General features: G+C 41.7%; 14 protein-coding genes. 4 read left to right on the forward strand and 10 right to left on the reverse strand.

Annotation, left to right across the window (positions count from 1 at the left end):
* Window positions 1-1,145: 1,145 nt before the first annotated feature.
* Window positions 1,146-2,102, forward strand: coding sequence for an arsenic resistance protein (locus CHL76_RS15870; RefSeq protein WP_094909087.1), 957 nt, complete (start codon window positions 1,146-1,148; stop codon window positions 2,100-2,102).
* A 24-nt stretch (window positions 2,103-2,126) separates the two neighbouring features.
* Window positions 2,127-2,870: an amidohydrolase family protein gene (locus tag CHL76_RS15875; protein ID WP_094909088.1), complete on the forward strand. Its 744-nt coding sequence runs from the start codon at window positions 2,127-2,129 to the stop codon at window positions 2,868-2,870.
* Window positions 2,871-3,095: 225 nt separating this feature from the next.
* Here CHL76_RS15875 and CHL76_RS15880 read toward each other — a convergent pair whose 3' ends face one another.
* The 3 genes from CHL76_RS15880 to CHL76_RS15890 are packed head-to-tail and all read right to left on the reverse strand — an operon-like array spanning window position 3,096 to window position 6,919.
* Window positions 3,096-3,785: an L-ribulose-5-phosphate 4-epimerase gene (locus CHL76_RS15880; RefSeq protein WP_079476722.1), complete on the reverse strand. Its 690-nt coding sequence runs from the start codon at window positions 3,783-3,785 to the stop codon at window positions 3,096-3,098.
* A 43-nt stretch (window positions 3,786-3,828) separates the two neighbouring features.
* Complete coding sequence (gene araA, locus CHL76_RS15885; RefSeq protein WP_094909089.1) at window positions 3,829-5,253, reverse strand: L-arabinose isomerase; 1,425 nt, start codon at window positions 5,251-5,253, stop codon at window positions 3,829-3,831.
* A gap of 28 nt (window positions 5,254-5,281) precedes the next feature.
* Window positions 5,282-6,919, reverse strand: a complete 1,638-nt coding sequence (locus CHL76_RS15890; RefSeq protein WP_094909090.1) for a xylulokinase — start codon at window positions 6,917-6,919, stop codon at window positions 5,282-5,284.
* Window positions 6,920-7,395: 476 nt separating this feature from the next.
* Between CHL76_RS15890 and CHL76_RS15895 the strand changes: the two genes are divergently transcribed.
* Window positions 7,396-8,778 carry a sugar porter family MFS transporter gene (locus tag CHL76_RS15895; protein WP_094909091.1) on the forward strand — a complete coding sequence of 461 codons (1,383 nt, stop codon included), beginning with the start codon at window positions 7,396-7,398 and terminating at the stop codon, window positions 8,776-8,778.
* 96 nt (window positions 8,779-8,874) lie between these two features.
* On the opposite strand, the gene CHL76_RS15900 is transcribed toward CHL76_RS15895, so the two are convergent.
* Window positions 8,875-9,984, reverse strand: a complete 1,110-nt coding sequence (locus CHL76_RS15900) for a GntR family transcriptional regulator (RefSeq protein WP_332908344.1) — start codon at window positions 9,982-9,984, stop codon at window positions 8,875-8,877.
* 298 nt (window positions 9,985-10,282) lie between these two features.
* On the opposite strand from CHL76_RS15900, the gene arfA reads away from it, so the two are divergent.
* The gene (gene arfA, locus CHL76_RS15905; protein ID WP_094909093.1) at window positions 10,283-11,800 is read left to right on the forward strand and encodes an arabinosylfuranosidase ArfA; all 1,518 of its coding nucleotides are present in this window, start codon (window positions 10,283-10,285) and stop codon (window positions 11,798-11,800) included.
* 245 nt (window positions 11,801-12,045) lie between these two features.
* Here the strand turns inward: arfA and CHL76_RS15910 are convergent, their stop codons facing one another.
* The 6 genes from CHL76_RS15910 to CHL76_RS15935 are packed head-to-tail and all read right to left on the reverse strand — an operon-like array spanning window position 12,046 to window position 18,119.
* A complete protein-coding gene (locus tag CHL76_RS15910) occupies window positions 12,046-13,254 on the reverse strand; it encodes an anhydro-N-acetylmuramic acid kinase (protein ID WP_094909094.1) in 1,209 nt (402 codons plus the stop codon).
* A gap of 11 nt (window positions 13,255-13,265) precedes the next feature.
* Window positions 13,266-14,816 carry a glycoside hydrolase family 10-like protein gene (locus CHL76_RS15915; RefSeq protein ID WP_233133496.1) on the reverse strand — a complete coding sequence of 517 codons (1,551 nt, stop codon included), beginning with the start codon at window positions 14,814-14,816 and terminating at the stop codon, window positions 13,266-13,268.
* Between the two features lie 25 nt (window positions 14,817-14,841).
* A complete protein-coding gene (gene murQ / locus CHL76_RS15920) occupies window positions 14,842-15,756 on the reverse strand; it encodes an N-acetylmuramic acid 6-phosphate etherase (protein ID WP_094909095.1) in 915 nt (304 codons plus the stop codon).
* A complete protein-coding gene (locus tag CHL76_RS15925) occupies window positions 15,753-16,670 on the reverse strand; it encodes a BadF/BadG/BcrA/BcrD ATPase family protein (protein WP_094909096.1) in 918 nt (305 codons plus the stop codon). Before CHL76_RS15925 ends, murQ begins: the two co-directional genes overlap by 4 nt.
* Window positions 16,663-17,742, reverse strand: a complete 1,080-nt coding sequence (locus tag CHL76_RS15930; protein WP_094909099.1) for a DUF871 domain-containing protein — start codon at window positions 17,740-17,742, stop codon at window positions 16,663-16,665. Before CHL76_RS15930 ends, CHL76_RS15925 begins: the two co-directional genes overlap by 8 nt.
* Before the next feature lie 47 nt (window positions 17,743-17,789).
* Window positions 17,790-18,119 carry a PTS lactose/cellobiose transporter subunit IIA gene (locus tag CHL76_RS15935; protein WP_094909097.1) on the reverse strand — a complete coding sequence of 110 codons (330 nt, stop codon included), beginning with the start codon at window positions 18,117-18,119 and terminating at the stop codon, window positions 17,790-17,792.
* Window positions 18,120-18,309: the final 190 nt, after the last annotated feature.

An 18,309-nucleotide genomic window follows, 5' to 3' on the forward strand; every position in this document is an offset into this window, starting at 1 on the left:
TTGGACTAGAGCGTGAGCAATATCTGTAGTAAAATTATTCATAGGGAAGTCCTCTTTTCTGTGGATGTGGTCGGTAACTTCATTCTACTAGAAAAGGACTTCCTTTTTTGGTGATCGATCGTTTACACAAACTATTTTATGCTCTCGATAAGCGCGTCGTGGATTCTTTTTAATTATCTAATGGTAAAATATAAATAGAAACTGTTTTAAAAAGCTTGAGTAGCAAAAAAATTTTAACTGGAGGGGTACACATAGAGAATTTTTCAGAACACCTGAAGAAAATAGAAAATTCAGAGCACCGTGGACGGACGAAGAAAGTTCTGGAGTGGCCATAGGAGCAATTTCCACAGCTGAATTCGAAAACTGCATGGAATCAGCCGATATTTACCGATCACGGGATCTTTATTATTGCCTTCAGCACTTCTAAACATCATTTAGCAGCGGCGCCGGAGAAAACGGCGATCACCCATTTTTCAGATAAAATAATCGCTGCGGGCTATGAGTAAACGAAACAGCTGGTGTGTATTCCATGGGAATAACCAGCGGACTATGAATTATTTAAAAGCATGATCGAATTCAATGGTGCCGGTAAAGCAGAATGTTCCCCGTTTGGCGGAAAGAAGATTAAATTAGGAGGGGCAGTAATAGAAATTACGTATAATCTGGATTTTATAAGATACTTAATCGAGTGTTAAGGAGGTTTAGATTATGGGGATAGGCTCATGGATTGCATTGTTTGTGGTAATATTTTTAGCTATCAATGGTTCTAAAAAGAGGAAAAACAAGTAGATGTTCTACTAAAGAGGTTCACATGTGGTACTTGCTTTTTTATACCGCTCCCAACCTTTGTTATCCATATGGTACGGCGGATTGTTATGCGGGCCATACAAACCGGGGCGCCCTTTAACAATTCAGAAAAACAGTTTAAAAGTCATAAAATATTGAAAATAAAGATAATTTCAAGCTGACAGTATGGTCTTTTCGGTTTTTCTGCCTGCGGTTTATTGTTAGTAAATTTTTCTAAAGATAAAAATAAGCATGGAGTTAAAAATCATAATTCCGGAAAAGTGCGCTGCCATTTTTTGATATACTGGCTATGTGAAAATATAGTGCCGGACTGATTTTATTATGTAGGGGAAAAGTCTATGAATATCATCGAGAAGTTTCAGACGCTATTGATATTGGCGGCGGTAATTGCAGGCCTCGTCCTCGGGCAGGCAGCTGTGCTTGCTGCCTATGCGGAAGTGCTGGTTGTGCCTTTTCTGCTGGTGATGCTGTACGGCTTGTTTTTGGCCATCCCGCTCAAGGATCTTCGGCAGGCTTTTACCCACCGGACTTTTCTAGGTGTTAGCCTAGGGATTAATTTTGTGTGGACCCCGCTGCTTGCCTGGGGGCTCGGTGCGTTGTTTCTGGACGGACATCCGGCTTTATGGCTCGGGTTTATCATGTTGATGGTAACTCCCTGTACCGATTGGTATCTTGTTTTTACATCTATAGCGAAAGGAAATCTTTCACTGTCGACATCCATTCTTCCTTTGAATATGATTCTACAGTTTCTGCTTTTGCCGCTGTATCTTTTCCTTTTTGCGGGGACAATTGAAACAGTAGCACTTGCGACGATCATCGAAAGCGTGCTGTTAGTGCTGCTTCTGCCGTTTCTCCTGGCACAGGGAACGAAGTACATATGGAGAAAACGCCCGGATGTCCTGGAGCAGAAGCTGCTTCCGTTCTTTTCCCACGCCCAGATAATTTTTTTATCCCTGGCAGTGGCTGCGATGTTTGCTGCGCAGGGAGCAGCGCTCTTGAATAATTTGAGCGTGATTACTGTACTGGTGCTTCCGGTTCTTCTATTTTTTGTGATTAATGTAACGGTAGCCCAGACGGCAGGGCGGTTGTTCCGGTTTTCGTATGCAGATACGGTCAGCCTCACATTGACCACGGTAGCACGAAATTCGCCAGTAGCTCTGGCGATCGCCGTCACAGCGTTTCCAGGACAGCCTCTGGTGGCCCTGGCTCTGGTGATTGGCCCGCTGATCGAGCTGCCGGTGCTCGCGATGGTGGCACAGCTTCTTCGTTCTTCTCGTAAACGCCTGTTAAATTAACACTAGAGGAAAAGGAGGGAGGCGGTGAGAACGTTTGATGCACATTTCCATATTATTGATTTTGATTTTCCGGTAGCGGAAAATCAGGGTTATCTGCCGCCGGAATATCTAGTAGTTGACTATGAAAAGGACACAGGAGCGCTCAACGTGTTGGGAGGGGCAATAGTTTCCGGGTCCTTCCAGGGACTTGACCAGGGTTATATGGTAAAAGCCCTTCAACAAATGGGCCCGGCCTTTTACGGGGTGACGCAGCTGCCATTTAACGTCACCGATGAGGAGATTATTCGACTGCACCATTACGGAGTAAGAGCAGTTCGGTTTAATATCCGAAGGGGCGGGCCCGAAGACATTTCCCGCCTGGAATACCTTGCCCGAAGAGTGTATGAAATAGCAGGATGGCATTGCGAACTTTATATGGATGCCGCCAGACTTCCGGAGATTGAATCAACGATTGCCAAGCTTCCTGCGGTATCCATTGATCATTTAGGGCTGTCAGAGGAGGGACTGCCTTATTTGTTGAAATTGGTGGATAAAGGAATGCGGGTAAAAGCAACTGGATTTGGGCGTGTGGATTTAAACCTTGGGAACGCATTAGCATCCATTTACAATACGAATCCGGATGCGCTCATGTTTGGCACGGATCTCCCCTCCACGAGAGCGGAGAGGCCGTTTAAGTATGCCGATGTGGAAAGAATTCAGGAAATGTTTGATGAGGAGGCAGCCGATAAAATTCTGTATTCGAACGCACGGCAATGGTATTTGAAATAAACCAGACCTTAATTTAAAGAAAGCTTTGCCTTTGCTTCTAAGTTCTGTACCAGCTTGAAACATGATGATAATGAACCGCAATGTACTAATTTATCGCAATTCGTTACATTGGATAAAGCATACTTTTCTTCCAGATTGTAGACAAAGGCCTCCGGAAATGAAATCCGGAGGCCTTTTATATCTGCAGAGCGAAAAACGGTGACGGTTAAACTAATTTAATTACTTTTATTTAGACTGCCCATAATAAGCATTTTCCCCGTGTTTTCTTTCATAATGCTTTTGAAGCACATAGTCGTCAAGAGGAAGTTCACCCGAAAGCTGGTAGGAAAGAAACGTCATTTTTGCTACTTTTTCAAGTACAACGGCATTATGGAGCGCATCTTCGGGAGAACCGCCCCAGGCAAACGGTGCATGTCCATGTACAACAATCCCTGGTACTTCCACAGGATTTTTTCCCTGCATGGCTTCTATAATGACTGTTCCTGTTTCTTTTTCATAACCATTCTGCACTTCTTCTTTTGTTAGTTGACGTGTGCAGGGAATGTCCCCGTAAAAATAATCCGCCTGAGTGGTTCCCGAGCATGGGATGCTTTTACCGGCCTGGGCCCAGGCCGTGCCCCAGTCGGAATGCGTATGAACAATACCCCGGACTCCTGGAAAAGCTTTATACAGCTCGATGTGGGTAGGGGTATCAGAGGAGGGCTTTAAATCGCCCTCGACAACATTTCCTTTTAAATCCACCAATACAATATCCGCGGGGGAGAGTTCTTCATAAGGCACCCCGGAAGGCTTGATAGCGAGTAATTCTGTCTCGGGATCAAATCCACTGACATTCCCCCAGGTGAACGTAACGAGGTCATGATCAACAAGCCCCTGATTCGCCTTGCACACTTCCTGTTTCAATTGTTCCAGCAAGAGAAAACCTCCTTAAATGATTAATAGCTTAAGCTGAAATATATTAATTGATAACGACGTACTCAAGACCTACAAGCTTCGCATAATTAATAATCTGATCGGTCGTTACATTTAATGAAACGACAGTGTGGTGGCCGCCTCCATTTTCAATCCAGGATTTTATCCCATCCTGGAGATTTGGTTTAACACTCCAGAGTATGCGGGCCACCGGGAGGTTCGGTGCAGGCACAGGCGGTTCAAATGCTGAAACCTCATTAATCAAAAGCTTGTAATGGGTGCCAAAATCCGCCATGGAAACCACGACCCCATCACCGGATTTGCCATCAAAAACCAGGCGGGCAGGATCTTCTTTATTTCCGATATCCAATGGCGATACGACGATTTTGGGTTTGTTATTTGCCAGCGTGGGATCTACTTCAAGCATATGGGATTGAAGGATAGCTTCCTTTCCAGCCGTCAGCTCATAGATGTAATCCTCCATAAAACCTGTGGCCTCGTTATGGCTCATTACCTTCATTAAACGGTCAAGCGCAGCTGTTTTCCAGTCTCCTTCAGCAGCAAATCCGTATCCTTGCGCCATTAAGCGTTGAACGGCAAGGCCGGGAAGCTGCCTCATCCCATGTAAGTCTTCGAAGTTGGTCGTGAAAGCATCATAGCCTCCGTCGTCCAGAAAGCGTTTGATAGCAATTTCATACCCTGCCTGTACTTTCACACTTTCTTTCCACTTTTCCTCTGTATAGCTGCCGTAATCAAATTCATAAAGCTCCCCGTATTCCGAAAGAAGTGTCTCAATCTCTTTTTCTGTAACGCTGTTAACGTATTCGACAAGGTCTCCAATTCCGTAATAATCGACGACCCAGCCAAATTGAATCTGTGCTTCAATTTTATCGCCTTCCGTAACGCCCACATTGCGCATATTATCTCCAAAACGAGCAACCTTAATATTGAAGCTCTCGTTATAGGCGGCAGCCGTGTTCATCCATTGAGCAATTTCCTCCTGGATGCCGGTATGCTCCCAGTGGCCTGCGACTACTTTGTTCTGCTTGTTTAACCGGGCATTGATAAAGCCGTATTCCCGGTCCCCGTGAGCTGATTGATTCAGGTTCATGAAATCCATGTCGATGGTTTCCCAAGGGATGCTTTCATTAAATTGGGTAGCTAGATGAAGCAGTGGCTTCTGAAGTATTTTGGTTCCGCGAATCCACATTTTTGCCGGGGAAAAGGTGTGCATCCATGTAATAACACCGGCGACTTCATCACGATAGTTTACTTCTTTCATGGTTCGTGTAATCTCATCGGTATTGATTGCTAAATCTTTTAGAATAAGCGGGTAGGGTAACATGCCGCTCTCATTTAATGCATCGGTTATATGCTGGGCATGAGCTTTTACTTCCTTTAAAGCTTCCTCCCCGTATAGCTGCTGGGAGCCTACGATGAACCAGAATTCTTTTTTTTCAATAGCGGGCATAATTAGTCCTCTTTTCTTATTGGTAAATTTATTGTATTTTCACAGGGTCCTCTTTTAAATTAGTTGGTGTGAGATAATCAACAGCCGTCTGTTCGATGGCGAGACCATTTTTATATCTTTCCATAAAGGCTTTAAAGCCTTCTACATCAAAACGATCAGGATGAATTTCCTGCGTTTCGATTTCGTTAAAAACCTTCTGATCCAAAAATTCTTCCAGTGCTTCATCACGCTCTTTGTTTTTCATATAAGAGGCGAGAACCGCTATTCCCCAGGCTCCGCCTTCTCCAGCTGTATTCATAACTGAAACAGGAGCATTCATTACAGCTGCGACAATTTTCTGACCCACCACAGGAGTTTTGAACAAACCTCCATGAGCGAACATTGTATGAATCGCAACATCTTCTTCTTTCGTTAAAAGGTCCATGCCGATTTTTAAGGCACCGAAAGCAGAAAAGAGGTGCGTTCGCATGAAGTTAGCTAAATTGAAATTACTTTCCGGAGAGCGGACAAACAAGGGACGACCGCTTTCAAGGCCTGTAATATTTTCACCGGAGAAATAACCATAGCTGAGCAGGCCGCCACCATCGGGGTCCGCGTCGAGAGCTTTTTCCAGCATTACTTCAAATAATTCATTGGAATCAAGCTTTTGTCCCAGAGCCTCTGAAAATTCCCGAAACAAACCGAGCCAGGCGTCTAAATCACTTGAACAGTTATTCGCGTGAACCATGGCAACAGGATTTCCGCTTGGTGTAGCAACTAAATCGATTTCCTGATGAATGTTAGAAATTTTTTGCTCCAGCACAATCATCGCAAACACAGAGGTTCCTACAGAAATGTTTCCAACATGTTTTCTTACACTATTTGTAGCTACCATTCCAGTTCCGGCATCGCCTTCCGGAGGACAAAATGGAATGCCAGGCTGCAGGTTTTGTGATCTATCCAGTATTTTGATGCCGGCATTGGTTAACGTACCTGCCTGTTCACCGGCCATAATTGTTTTAGGAAGGATATCTTTTACCTTCCAGGGGTAATTTTTTGATGTAATTAATGAATCGAACTGGTTAAGCATGGGTTTGTTATAATCCTGCGTCGTTTCGTCGAATGGAAACATTCCTGAAGCATCTCCAGCTCCAAGTACCTGTTTTCCGGTCAGCAGCCAGTGAATGTATCCACTTAAAGTGGTAATCAGGTGAATACGCGGCAGGTGTTTTTCGTCATCGAGAATGGCCTGGTAAAGGTGGGCGATGCTCCACCGTTCCGGGATATTGTATTGAAACAGGTCTGTCAGTTCACTGGCCGCAACGCTGGTAGTGTTATTGCGCCATGTCCGAAAGGGGACGAGTAATTCTCCGGTGCGATCAAATGGCATATAGCCGTGCATCATAGCCGATACGCCTATCGAGCCAATAGTACGGATGGTAACTCCGTACTTACTTTCTACTGCAAACTTCATGTTACTGTAAGCTGCCTGCAGCCCGGTGATAATATCCACCTGGTTGTAAGTCCAAAAGTCATTTTCCAATTGATTTTCCCATTCGTAACTTCCAGTGGCGATTGTTTTGGAATTATTATCAATCAGCACTGCTTTGATTCGTGTGGAACCAAATTCAATCCCAAGTGAAGTTTCTCCCTGAGTAATGGCTTGTTTAACTCCTGACTGATTCATTTTTCATCAATCCTTTTAAAAACATTTTTAGTAATTTAAATCACTCGCTAACTTGTACGTATAAGTTAACATCATTTAATCATGAAATTATCTCTCATGCAACCGCTTTCTCTATATTGGTTGTTTATACTAATCTTATTTTTAATGTACCAGTATTAATCAGAGCTTCTGCTTTCAGGCAGTTTTATTAATGTATTTAGTTGTGATTTTAATAATAATTGTCCATAAAACCCTTCAAAAAAGGGTATTGAAGTCAAAAACATAAACTTAAAAAGTATCGGAACATAAAAGGTGTCATTTGTTAGAGACTCTTTCATATTAATAAAAGAATAACAATTTAACTAAAATCTCGAAGCTCAATGCTTATACGTATGAATGTTAAAAAATACATTATTTAATTGACTCTTGTACGAACATGTGATAATTTTTTTGTAATCGTTATCATTTCCAAAGATTGAAAGGAGACATTGAACAAAATGAAGGAGAAACACTCAGTTTGGTATGTTTTGTTGATAGCTTCAGCAGCAGGAATGGCGGGGTTTTTATATGGTTTCGATACTGCAGTAATTTCAGGAGCTATAGGTTTTTTACAGGAACTTTATAATTTAAGTCCAGCAATGGAAGGGTTCATTATTTCAAGTGTGATGATAGGAGGGGTTGTAGGGGTAGGAATATCAGGTTATTTAAGCGACCGCTTCGGAAGGAAAAAGATCCTCATGCTTTCCGGGGTGCTTTTCGCTGTTTCCGCCTTATGGTCGGCTCTTGCAATGAGCGTAACTTCCCTTATTCTCGCAAGAGTCCTGGGCGGCCTTGGAATTGGATTTGCCTCTGCGCTGTCAGTTACGTATATTGCTGAGTGCGCTCCGCCAGCTATACGTGGCCGGCTGGCTTCAATGTATCAATTATTCACAATTATAGGGATCTCTGCTACTTTTTATATTAATCTTGCCGTGGCGAATGCTGGTAGTTATGGATGGGGAGTAGAAACGGGATGGCGGTGGATGCTTGGGTACGGAGTTATACCTGGCGTACTTTTCTTTCTCATGCTTATTTTCATTCCGGAAAGTCCGAGGTATTTAGTAAAAAAACACCAACATACAGAAGCATTCCGCACATTAGAAAAAATTAATGGTAAGCGCACAGCGGAGTTAGAGTTAGATTCTATTAAAACGTCTCTTCAAAGTGAAAATAGTACTTCCATAAGAGAACTACTAAAACCGGGTCTTCGCAAGGCAATGGCGGTGGGTATATTTTTAGCTTTATTTAACCAGGTTATTGGAATGAATGCGGTTACGTACTATGGTCCTACGATTTTCAGGATGGTTGGTTTTGAAAACAACACAGAATTTTTAGCCACAAGTTTGATTGGAACCGTCCAGGTAATATTTACAGTTGTTGCGATTATATTGATTGACAAAGCAGGCAGGAAACGTTTGATGGCTTTAGGATCGAGTTTAATGGCAGTTTTTATGGTTCTTATTGGAAGCGTTTTCTATTTCGACGTAGGAAATGGAATGTGGGCGCTTTTGTTCATCATGGGATTCACAGCGGCTTTTTGTATCTCGATGGGACCGATTCCCTGGATAATGATTCCGGAAATTTTCCCGAACTATATGCGTGCAAAAGCGGTAGGAATTGCCACTATGTTTTTGTGGGGAGCTAATTGGTCAATCGGCCAATTTACGCCCATGCTTATTAATAACGCTGGAGGTGCCTTTACATTCTGGATGTTTGCGATCATTAATGTGATTTGCTTTACCTTTGTGATGACTATTGTTCCTGAAACGAAAAATAAATCCTTAGAAGAGATTGAAACAATATGGAAGCCCTCAAAGAAAGTACCGCGCTTTGAAAAATAGTTATACGTAAAAATTGAAAAAGAAAGCTGTCTCTTTTATTAAGGACAGCTTTCTTTTATGTGTAAATGTAATCAATATTTGTTAAAGGTTGAAATCTTATTCCGTTTCTACAGCCGCTGCAGAGTGAAGGCTTCTTGTCGAATGCCGGTCAATAAAATGAGGTTCGTAAACAATGGAGGAGAGCATGGCATCAGGCTGTTCAATCAGACTCGTGACGTATTTAGCGGCATCTTCGCCCATGCGTTCTTTTGGATGAACAATGGAAGAAAACTTTACTTCAGAAATTTGAGCGAAGTGAGAATCGTCAAAGCTCACAACAGATAGATCGCGAGGCACCTGCAAATTTCTGCGGCGAAGTACATCGAGCAGTTGAAGCAGAAGTTCATCGTTATAGCTTATGAGTGCGGTCGGGCTCTCGGTTTGGCTCATTAAGATTTGTTCAACAGCCTGCTCAGGTTTGGAAAACTTATCGTCAGTAGAATAAGTAATTAACAAAGAGGGATCTACTGGACAGTTATAATGACGATGAGCTTTAAGAAAACCCTTCATTCTCTGCACACCCTGCATGTCATCATTTTTAAATAATCCAATAATTCTCTTATGACCTAACTGAATTAAGTGCTCTGCATTTCGAAACCCAGCTTCCTGGTCGTTTAACGTTAAACTCAGCGGTTCAAGTTCTTCATAGTAAGCATTCATCATTACGTAAGGAATACCGGAATTTTCGAGATTAAGGTAATAATTGAGATTAGGGTTAGCCTGGGCACTTCGCGTCGGTTCAATAATTAAACCATCGACCTGTTGGGAGAGAACGTTCTCCAAAGCTTGCTTTTCTTTTTCAAAATCGTTATTAGTACTCATGAGTATGACATTATAGCCTTTATCACTTAAATATCTCTCAGCACCTCTTATAATATAAGGGAAAATATAGTCAGAAATATAGGTAGTAATAATAGCAATGTTTTTACGGAAAGACGGGGAAGAAAATTTTGATCGATCAGCACAAAAGGTTCCGACTCCATGTTCACGATACAGCCACCCTTCACTCACGAGTTCGCCGATAGCCTGGCGAACTGTATGTCTGCTTACTCCAAAGGCTTTTACATATTCGTATTCAGAAAGAATCTTTTGGTGGGGACGGAAACTGCCGTCCAGGATTTTAGACTGAATATGCTGCTTTAATTGTTTGTATTTTGAGACCATCATACACCTCGTTTTTCTTTTTATCGTATCATACAGATGCGTACAACTGAAGGAAATTTGGAACACCAACAACTACATGAAATTAGTAGTTATACAATAAATTAAAATGAAGAAAGCGATTGCAATCGAAAAAAGCGCATGATTAAATAGAAAGAACTTGTACGTATAAGAATTGTTAGATATTGCAGCATTCTCGCAATATAAATAATATTTGTTACGGATGATTTATACTTATAATTGAAAGAACGCCACGTTGAATGCAGAAATTTAAAAACGAAATATTTTCAGGAAGTGATAAAATATGGTGAAAAAACAACCTAAAGCTTCAGTTATTGTCGATAAAGATTTTGTCATTTCGAAAGTGGATGAGCGGATTTACGGCTCTTTCATCGAGCAGCTGGGGCGGGCTGTATATGGCGGTATTTACGAGCCGGATCATGAACAGGCAGATGAGCACGGTTTTCGTCAGGATGTCCTGCAGCTAGTCAGGGATCTGCAGGTCCCCATCGTCCGTTACCCGGGCGGGAACATGGTTTCTGCGTATAACTGGGAAGACGGCGTGGGGCCAAGAGAGGAACGGCCCAGACGGCTCGAGCTTGCCTGGAGCACTATCGAGACAAATGAAGTGGGGACCAATGAATTTGCAGACTGGGCGGCGAAGGCCGGAACCGATATCATGATGGCTGTGAACCTCGGCACAAGAGGCATCGACGCTGCAAGAAATCTGCTGGAGTACTGCAATCATCCCGGCGGGACGTACTATAGTGAACTGAGGAAAAGCCACGGCTACGAACAGCCGCACCATATTAAGACGTGGTGCCTTGGCAATGAGATGGACGGACCCTGGCAGATCGGCGGCAAAACGGCGGACGAGTACGGGCGGCTCGCTTATGAAACAGCAAAAGCAATGAAAACCGTAGACCCCTCGATTGAGCTGGTAAGCTGCGGCAGCTCGAACTCGGCGATGCCGACCTTCCCGGAGTGGGAAGCAACGACGCTTTCCCACACGTATGAATTTGCCGATTACATTTCGCTCCACCAGTACTATGGGAATCACGAGAACGATACGGCCAATTTTTTGGCGAAATCGTTGGATATGGATCAGTTCATTCGCACGGTCATCTCAACATGTGATTACATTAAGGCCAAAAAACGAAGCAAGAAAACGATCAACCTCAGCTTTGATGAATGGAACGTATGGTTTCATTCGACCGAAGCGGATAAACAGCTGGAGTCCTGGCAGGTGGCCCCGCCGCAGCTGGAAGACGTTTATAACTTCGAAGATGCCCTGCTGGTGGCCAACATGATGCATACGCTGATCAACCATGCAGACCGGGTGAAAATGGCCTGCATGGCTCAGCTCGTCAATGTCATTGCCCCCATCATGACGGAAAACCAGGGCCGGGCATGGAAGCAGACGATTTACTATCCGTATTATTATTTGTCGGTGTACGGCCGGGGAAAAGCACTGCAGCCAATTATCCATTCGGATAAATACGATTCCCGAGAGTTTACAGATGTGGCTTATTTAGATAGTGCCGTGGTATTAAATGAAGAACACAATGAATTGGTCCTGTTTATGACCAACAGGCATTTAGAAGCGTCATTGGCCGTTTCGTATGATCTGCGTTCATTTGAACAGGCAGAGGTAGTGGAGCATATTGTGCTCGAACACGATGATCCAAAAGCCGTGAACACGAAGGAAAAAGAAGAAGTAGCACCGCACAGCCGTGGAAATGCTGTCCTGGAAGACAAGCAGCTGCAGGCAGAGCTGCCACGCATGTCCTGGAACATGGTAAGACTGCGGATAAAAAAATAATTTGAAGTGATTAACAAGGGTTCTTAGATAAATGTCTAAGAACCCTTCAGTCTGCTAAAAATATTTTTAATTATTGAGGTTATCGCCAGTCTTTTACTATAGTTAGTAATGAGGGAAGAGGGCGCTTGTAGCTTATGCCTTCAGTTAAAACACATTAAATAAAGGTATTTTAAATTTATCTTCAGAGTACATGATCTATAGCATAACCCTTTGGTAGTAACGCAACATTTAACGAATCAATTAATTTACTTTAAATCATAGAAACGATGAACTTTTTTAAATGCATTTTTAGTGTTACAAGCTACCTCTCCCATGATTACTGAAGATTTGGCTCCGGTAAAAACAGGAAGCTGATTATAATCCCCCGTTAAACGTTTATATCCTAAAATCGCAAAAGCCATAGCTTCTTTTATTTGATTGTCAATTCCAAAATCATCGTGGGAAAGAAATTGAGATCCGGTTAGTTTTTGGCGTAAATCATTCATAAGCACAGGATTACGACTTCCACCGCCGCCAATAATCACTTTGGAAACAGGAGAGGCGGGGTTTAACTGACGATAATGAAAAGCGATGGTTTCAGCTGTCCATTCCGTAACTGTTCGAATAATATCTGGCATCTTTAAGCCTAACTTTTCACCTGTTGCCAGTATATGATTAACATAGGTGTGTCCAAATAATTCGCGGCCAGTGGTTTTCGGGTACTCTCGGGACAGATAAGGCTCCTGCATGAGCCATTTAAGCAACTGCTGACTAGTTGACCCTGTTGAAGCTATCTCACCTTCAGAATCGTAGGCCAATTTACCGTTAGTGAACCTGCTTACCAGCTGATCAATCAGCATATTTCCAGGGCCGGTATCAAAGGACACAGGTTCAGATTGGCTCAGCTTTGGGGGTAAATACGTTACGTTTCCTATACCGCCGATGTTTTGGACAGCTACGTCTTTTTTATCTTCCCGAAAAAGCAGATGATCAACATAAGATACGAGGGGAGCGCCCTGACCACGAGCTGCAATATCAGCAACACGAAAATTTCCAACAACCGGAGTGTCTGTGTGATAAGATAATGCTGAAATATCACCAATTTGCAAAGTGTTTGGGATATCGAGCTCGTCAGTTTGATTCATAGTTGGCTGGTGAAAAATAGTTTGGCCGTGAGAACTGATAAAAGAGAGCTCATCACTACTTCGATGATATTTTTTTAATGTTTTGTTCACTATACCTGCATACATATTTCCTAGATAGGCATTCATCGAAGAAATTTTTTCAATTCGGGCAGAAGAAGGTTCACATAATTGATGCAACATCGCTCTAATTTTTGTAGGAAAAGGTTCGCTATACTGGCCTGCAATTTTATAGTTTGTTTGTGAATCAGTATCACTTATTTCAATAAGAGCAGCATCAACCCCATCTAAAGAAGTTCCGGACATTAAACCTATACCTAAAATAGTCATCATTTCTCCTCACTTTAGGAATTATGATTTTTAGTTTTAGCCTTTTTAGCATCTTTGCTTTCAATATTTGTAGAAGATAATGATTTGACTCCATACGTGTATTCTTGATCTTTTTCAGCCTCTTCATCTACAAAATGGGTTTCCTTGCCTTCACTATAAACAACGCCGGCGATATTTTCGGGATTGGAGTAATCGCCTTCTTTATTTCCTTCAAACCGATAGACTACGAATTTTTCTGCTTCTTTGTTGTCATAAATATAAATATTATTATTATGTTCAACTTTTATTCTATTCGGTTTTTTGGGCTTTTGTTCTCCGTTCCATGGGGCCTCGGGCACTAAAGCTTTTGTATAGTAAACTTCGTCCTGAACGAGGTCCATGTAGCTAAGTTTATTTTGTAAGATTTTAGACCATGAAAAATGCATTTGTCCTTCAACACCGGAGTGGTTGCGATTATCTTTAATTTGTTCCGTCAATTCGGCAGGGTTATTCCATGTATCGTCAATAGTATCTGTCCCTACTTTATAATCAGCCAAACCAATGTATAAATTAGTAGGGTGAACTTGTGAGTATTGGTCTACTTCGTTTTCCCACCATTTCTGCAATATTGTATAATTTGCTGGCTGGAAATCTCTTGACCAATAAATTTGCGGAGTAATGTAGTCTAAAGAGCCATTTTTAATCCACTGACGAGTATCTGCATATAAATCGTCATAGTTGGTTTGAGCGGCTGTAGTATCACTGCCACTTGGATCTATGGAGTCATTTCTCCATACTCCGAATGGGGATATACCGTACTCCACAGAAGGGTCTATACTTTTAATCGCAGTATTGATATCGTCCACGAGAGTATTTACATTATTTCTTCTCCAGTCTTCTTTATCCTCATAATTTTCTCCGAACTGATCGAAAGAGTCACTATCCGGAAAATCTTCACCTGCAATTCTGTAAGGGTAGAAATAGTCGTCCATGTGCACTGCATCTATATTGTAGTTGTTCACTAATTCTTCGATCGTTTTTATCACATACTCCTGCGTTTCTGGAATACCAGGATCCAAGTAATATTGATCTCCGTAATTTACTACCCACTCAGAATGTTTAACAGCCACATTTGTTTCAGACAAATCCGAAAGCTCTTCTCCCGGCATCGTCAATCGATATGGATTAACCCAGGCATGTAATTCAATACCACGCTGATGTGCAGCATCGAGCATTATTTGTAAAGGGTCATACCCTGGATCAGTCCCTTGATTTTCTCCTGTGATATACGAGGACCAGGGCTCTATGTCAGAAGGGTAGAGGGCATCGCCTGCGGGTTTAACCTGAAACACAGCAGAATTAAAATTTTGATTTTCAATCTGGGACATAGTGTTAGCAGCCCAGTCTTTAAATTCTTCTTTATTTTTCCCTGGCGGCATATCAATATTTTCAACACTGGCTATCCAGGCTGCTCTCATCTCTCTTTTAGGCTGGTAAGAATCACTCTCTGCTTTAGCGGTAGCGGTGCCTGTATAAGGGATTATCATCATCAAAGCCATTGCTAAAAATGCTAATCTTTTTTTCAAAATAATTACCCCCTGAATTCTTGGTTCAGCTTTTATTTAAAGTATCAGCAGAAGGATATCCATTTAATATGTCCTGAATGCGACCACGATGACGAAGAAGGGCATTAGCTACTTCGTTACCTTGAAGTGAAGTTAAAAGCGAGACTATAGCAGGTTTAACTTCTTTATAATTTTCCAGTGCATCAATGGCTTCAGATTCCGAGCATCCTGTGGCTTCGATAATAATACTAAGAGCCCTTTCACGAAGTTTAATATTTGATGGCTGAAGATCCACCATCAGATTTCCATAAACTTTTCCCTGGCGAATCATAGTGCCTGTTGATAGCATGTTTAGTATTAATTTTTGAGCAGTTCCGGCTTTCATGCGTGTTGACCCCGTTATGGCTTCTGGTCCTGTGTTTACTTCCAAAGCGGTGTCGGCGGTTTCAGCTAATGGAGAGCCGTAGGAACAGACTAATGCAATGGTATGAGCACTGTTTTCCTTAGCAGCTTCTAAGGCTCCTATAGTATATGGGGTCCGGCCGCTTGCGGCGATACCAACAATCGTGTCGTTTTTATTTACATTAAGATTTTGAATATCTTTTCTGCCTGCTTCTATATCATCTTCTGCACCTTCTGCAGCCTGGAAAATTGCTTTTTCGCCCCCGGCAATTACACCTAATACATTAGAAGGTTCTGCATTAAATGTCGGTGGACATTCGACAGCGTCAAGTACGCCTAATCGTCCGCTTGTGCCGGCACCTACATATAATAAACGGCCTCCTTTATTCATGGAAGAAGTTATACGATCAACCGATTCAGCGATAATTGGGATGATGTCTGCAATAGCTAAAGGAACCGTTTGATCCTCATTGTTGATCAACTCCAGCATTTTATTGGTTGGTAAATTGTCAATGTTTGTAGTTTTCGGATTTCGCTTTTCTGTATCTATATTTTTCATTTCCTCACTCCCTTGTAATAATTGAAGCAGGCGGCTTCAACAAATATGTTTTTATTTGATTTCGATACCGTATTTGTTAATTGAAAATTACTTATATGCTTTTGGAATTCGCTAAAATATCTTTCATTGTTTTCAAACATCCCTCCTTTAACGACCAAAGGAATACTGGAAGGCATGCCGAGAGATGTAATAGCTTTATAAACACTGCCTGCCATCTTTCGTGAGGCTTCGCTTATAATGCTCTGCGCTTCTGAATTTCCATTTTTAGCTGTTGATTCTACCCAAAGAGAGAGCTGGGCAATGGTTTCCTTATCCTGGAAGTAAAACCATTCTTTAAGTTTATTGCTTGAGGCGGGATAATCATCTTTTATCCATTGATCTTTAAGTATAGATCTGTAGCAGTATTCCATACTTTCTAAAACCTGCTGTATAGCCTTTTTGCCAATTCCATATGCACTTTCTTCATCACCCAATAGATGCCCCCAACCTCCAAGAGTCTTCAATTTGTTTTGATGCTCCAAGCAAATAATGGCCCCGGTGCCGGAAATTACAAGCATACCTTCTCCTTCAGGGAATTCTGCCCGATAAGCCAATTCAATATCACTGGTAACTGCAATGTTTTCGTTTATATAGTTGTACCAATGCAAAGGGGTATGCCATCGGTGTTTATATGTGTTAAAACCAGCAATTCCTATAATGGCCCGGCGTGGTTTTATTTGTATTTGTTCAGCACATTGTATTAAGGCATCTTCAATATTTTGTTCAGCGGAATCATTATTACTGACAATGTTGCCCGGCCCGGTCTGAATTTGAAATAAAATCTTTTTCGACTGCATTTCTACAAGAGTCCCTACAGTTTTTGTGCCCCCAGCATCTATTACTACGATGTATTGCCCGTAAAAAGATTTATTCAAAGGCGAACATCTCCCACGGCTTCAAATAGTTCATTAAAATATTTTCTTCATCATCAATTCGGGCAATGATGTTCTTATTACCATCGTTCTGCATTTCTTTTAGAGCGATTTGGAGTTCTCCTTTGTATTGACCGTAATTATCATTACCTATGACAATGTCTCCGCGTTGAATATTGTTGCAGTCATGAGACGGAAAAGAATATTCTTTGTACTTTACACGGCTTTGTGTAGACCGGATAACATAGTCAGAAATATCCCCGCGATAAAAGTGGGGCTCTTGAAAAAGTATTGTTTTTTCCAACTCAGTAACGTTATCGGACAAATGAATCTTAAAAGTGATCATGCTTTTAGATAAATTTGAAAGAATGCTCATCTCTTCATTTGAGGCAAAACAGTTGCTAATAATAACGTCATCGATTAATTGAGTCGCAAAGAGGTGTTTTGCCTGCGTTTTTAATGAAAGATTTCGGTGTTCCTCCAGAGTAGGCATGCCTTCCATGATAGGCCAGGGACCGAAAGAACTTTCAGGAGAGGTAATGAATGCACTGGTATGGAGGCCGTACTTAAGGAATTTCAGGCTGCATTCTTCAAAGAAGTCATAGGATAAACCTGTGTAGCGCTGTGGGTAAAAGTTGTGGCTGCCAATTAGATTTTCACGGTTGGGCTGATAAGAAAGAATATTATCGATGTAGTGGGTGGCGTTGCTCATATTAATTTCGATTTTTAAGTCGAATTTATTATGAGTCATCTTTGCTTCTTCAAGTCCAGTAAAACCGAGATCTAATCGGAGGCCATCAGCGCCTAAATCGTTAAAAAAAGACAAATCATTATAATCGATATCCAATGCGGTGAAAGTTTTTGGGCTGACATCCACTATAATTTCAAAGCCTAAATGTTTTGCTTCCGTTATCGTCTTTTTGAAATCGCTTAAAATAGCAGATTTTGAACCTTCAACGGAGAGAAGGCACATAAATATTTTCGAAAAACCGTACTCATGAGCCTGGCGGATGTAATTAATATTGTCTTCATAAGAAGCGTGATTTGGGTAAATAGAAATGCCTAGCTTTTTAATTATAATCATCCTTTCTTTTTTGAAATAAAATTTCAAAATAAAATAACTTAAGAACTGGTTTTTTCGCCATGAATTTGCTTTTGTAAAGAAATTAAATGCTTAATCAAGGTGATTTCTGATTCAGCGCCCATAAGGTGGTCCTGGGCATGAACCATCAGCAAGGACATAGTGACTTTATCGCCATTAATTTCATTCTGAATTAATCTTGTTTGTGTATTGTGCGCCCGTTTCAGTTGATCATCCGCCAATTGTAGATTTTCATCAGCTTCTTTGTAATCTTTATTCTCGACCATCTCCAGGCTTTCATAAGCCAGGCTCTTAGCATCACCTGCATTAGAAATGATTTCAAAAATGTCCTGTTCGTATGTTGTATCCATAGAAAAAACTCCTTTCAAACMAAAATTTTGAAAAATTTCAGTAGGGACCGTCAATAATTTTGTGTAAACGGCTGTCCTTTTCCAGCCTTGAAGTTAACCCTGCCGTTGAAACATATCTTCCAATTGATGTTGGGCCTGGGCGAAGCCCAGGTGGCAGCGGGTGGAAAACTTTTGATTGTAGGCATCAAAA

The organism is Marinococcus halophilus, assembly GCF_002265875.1.
Classification (GTDB): Bacteria; Bacillota; Bacilli; order Bacillales; family Marinococcaceae; genus Marinococcus; species Marinococcus halophilus.

Coding starts and splice junctions, on each gene's coding strand:
- CHL76_RS15890 (WP_094909090.1), bottom strand. CDS start 6,919: ATGAATCAGTCAGGAGTTAAACAAGCCATTACTCAGGGAGAAACTTCA.
- CHL76_RS15870 (WP_094909087.1), top strand. CDS start 1,146: ATGAATATCATCGAGAAGTTTCAGACGCTATTGATATTGGCGGCGGTA.
- murQ (WP_094909095.1), bottom strand. CDS start 15,756: ATGAAAAATATAGATACAGAAAAGCGAAATCCGAAAACTACAAACATT.
- CHL76_RS15935 (WP_094909097.1), bottom strand. CDS start 18,119: ATGGATACAACATACGAACAGGACATTTTTGAAATCATTTCTAATGCA.
- CHL76_RS15895 (WP_094909091.1), top strand. CDS start 7,396: ATGAAGGAGAAACACTCAGTTTGGTATGTTTTGTTGATAGCTTCAGCA.
- CHL76_RS15900 (WP_332908344.1), bottom strand. CDS start 9,984: ATGATGGTCTCAAAATACAAACAATTAAAGCAGCATATTCAGTCTAAA.
- CHL76_RS15910 (WP_094909094.1), bottom strand. CDS start 13,254: ATGATGACTATTTTAGGTATAGGTTTAATGTCCGGAACTTCTTTAGAT.
- arfA (WP_094909093.1), top strand. CDS start 10,283: ATGGTGAAAAAACAACCTAAAGCTTCAGTTATTGTCGATAAAGATTTT.
- araA (WP_094909089.1), bottom strand. CDS start 5,253: ATGCCCGCTATTGAAAAAAAAGAATTCTGGTTCATCGTAGGCTCCCAG.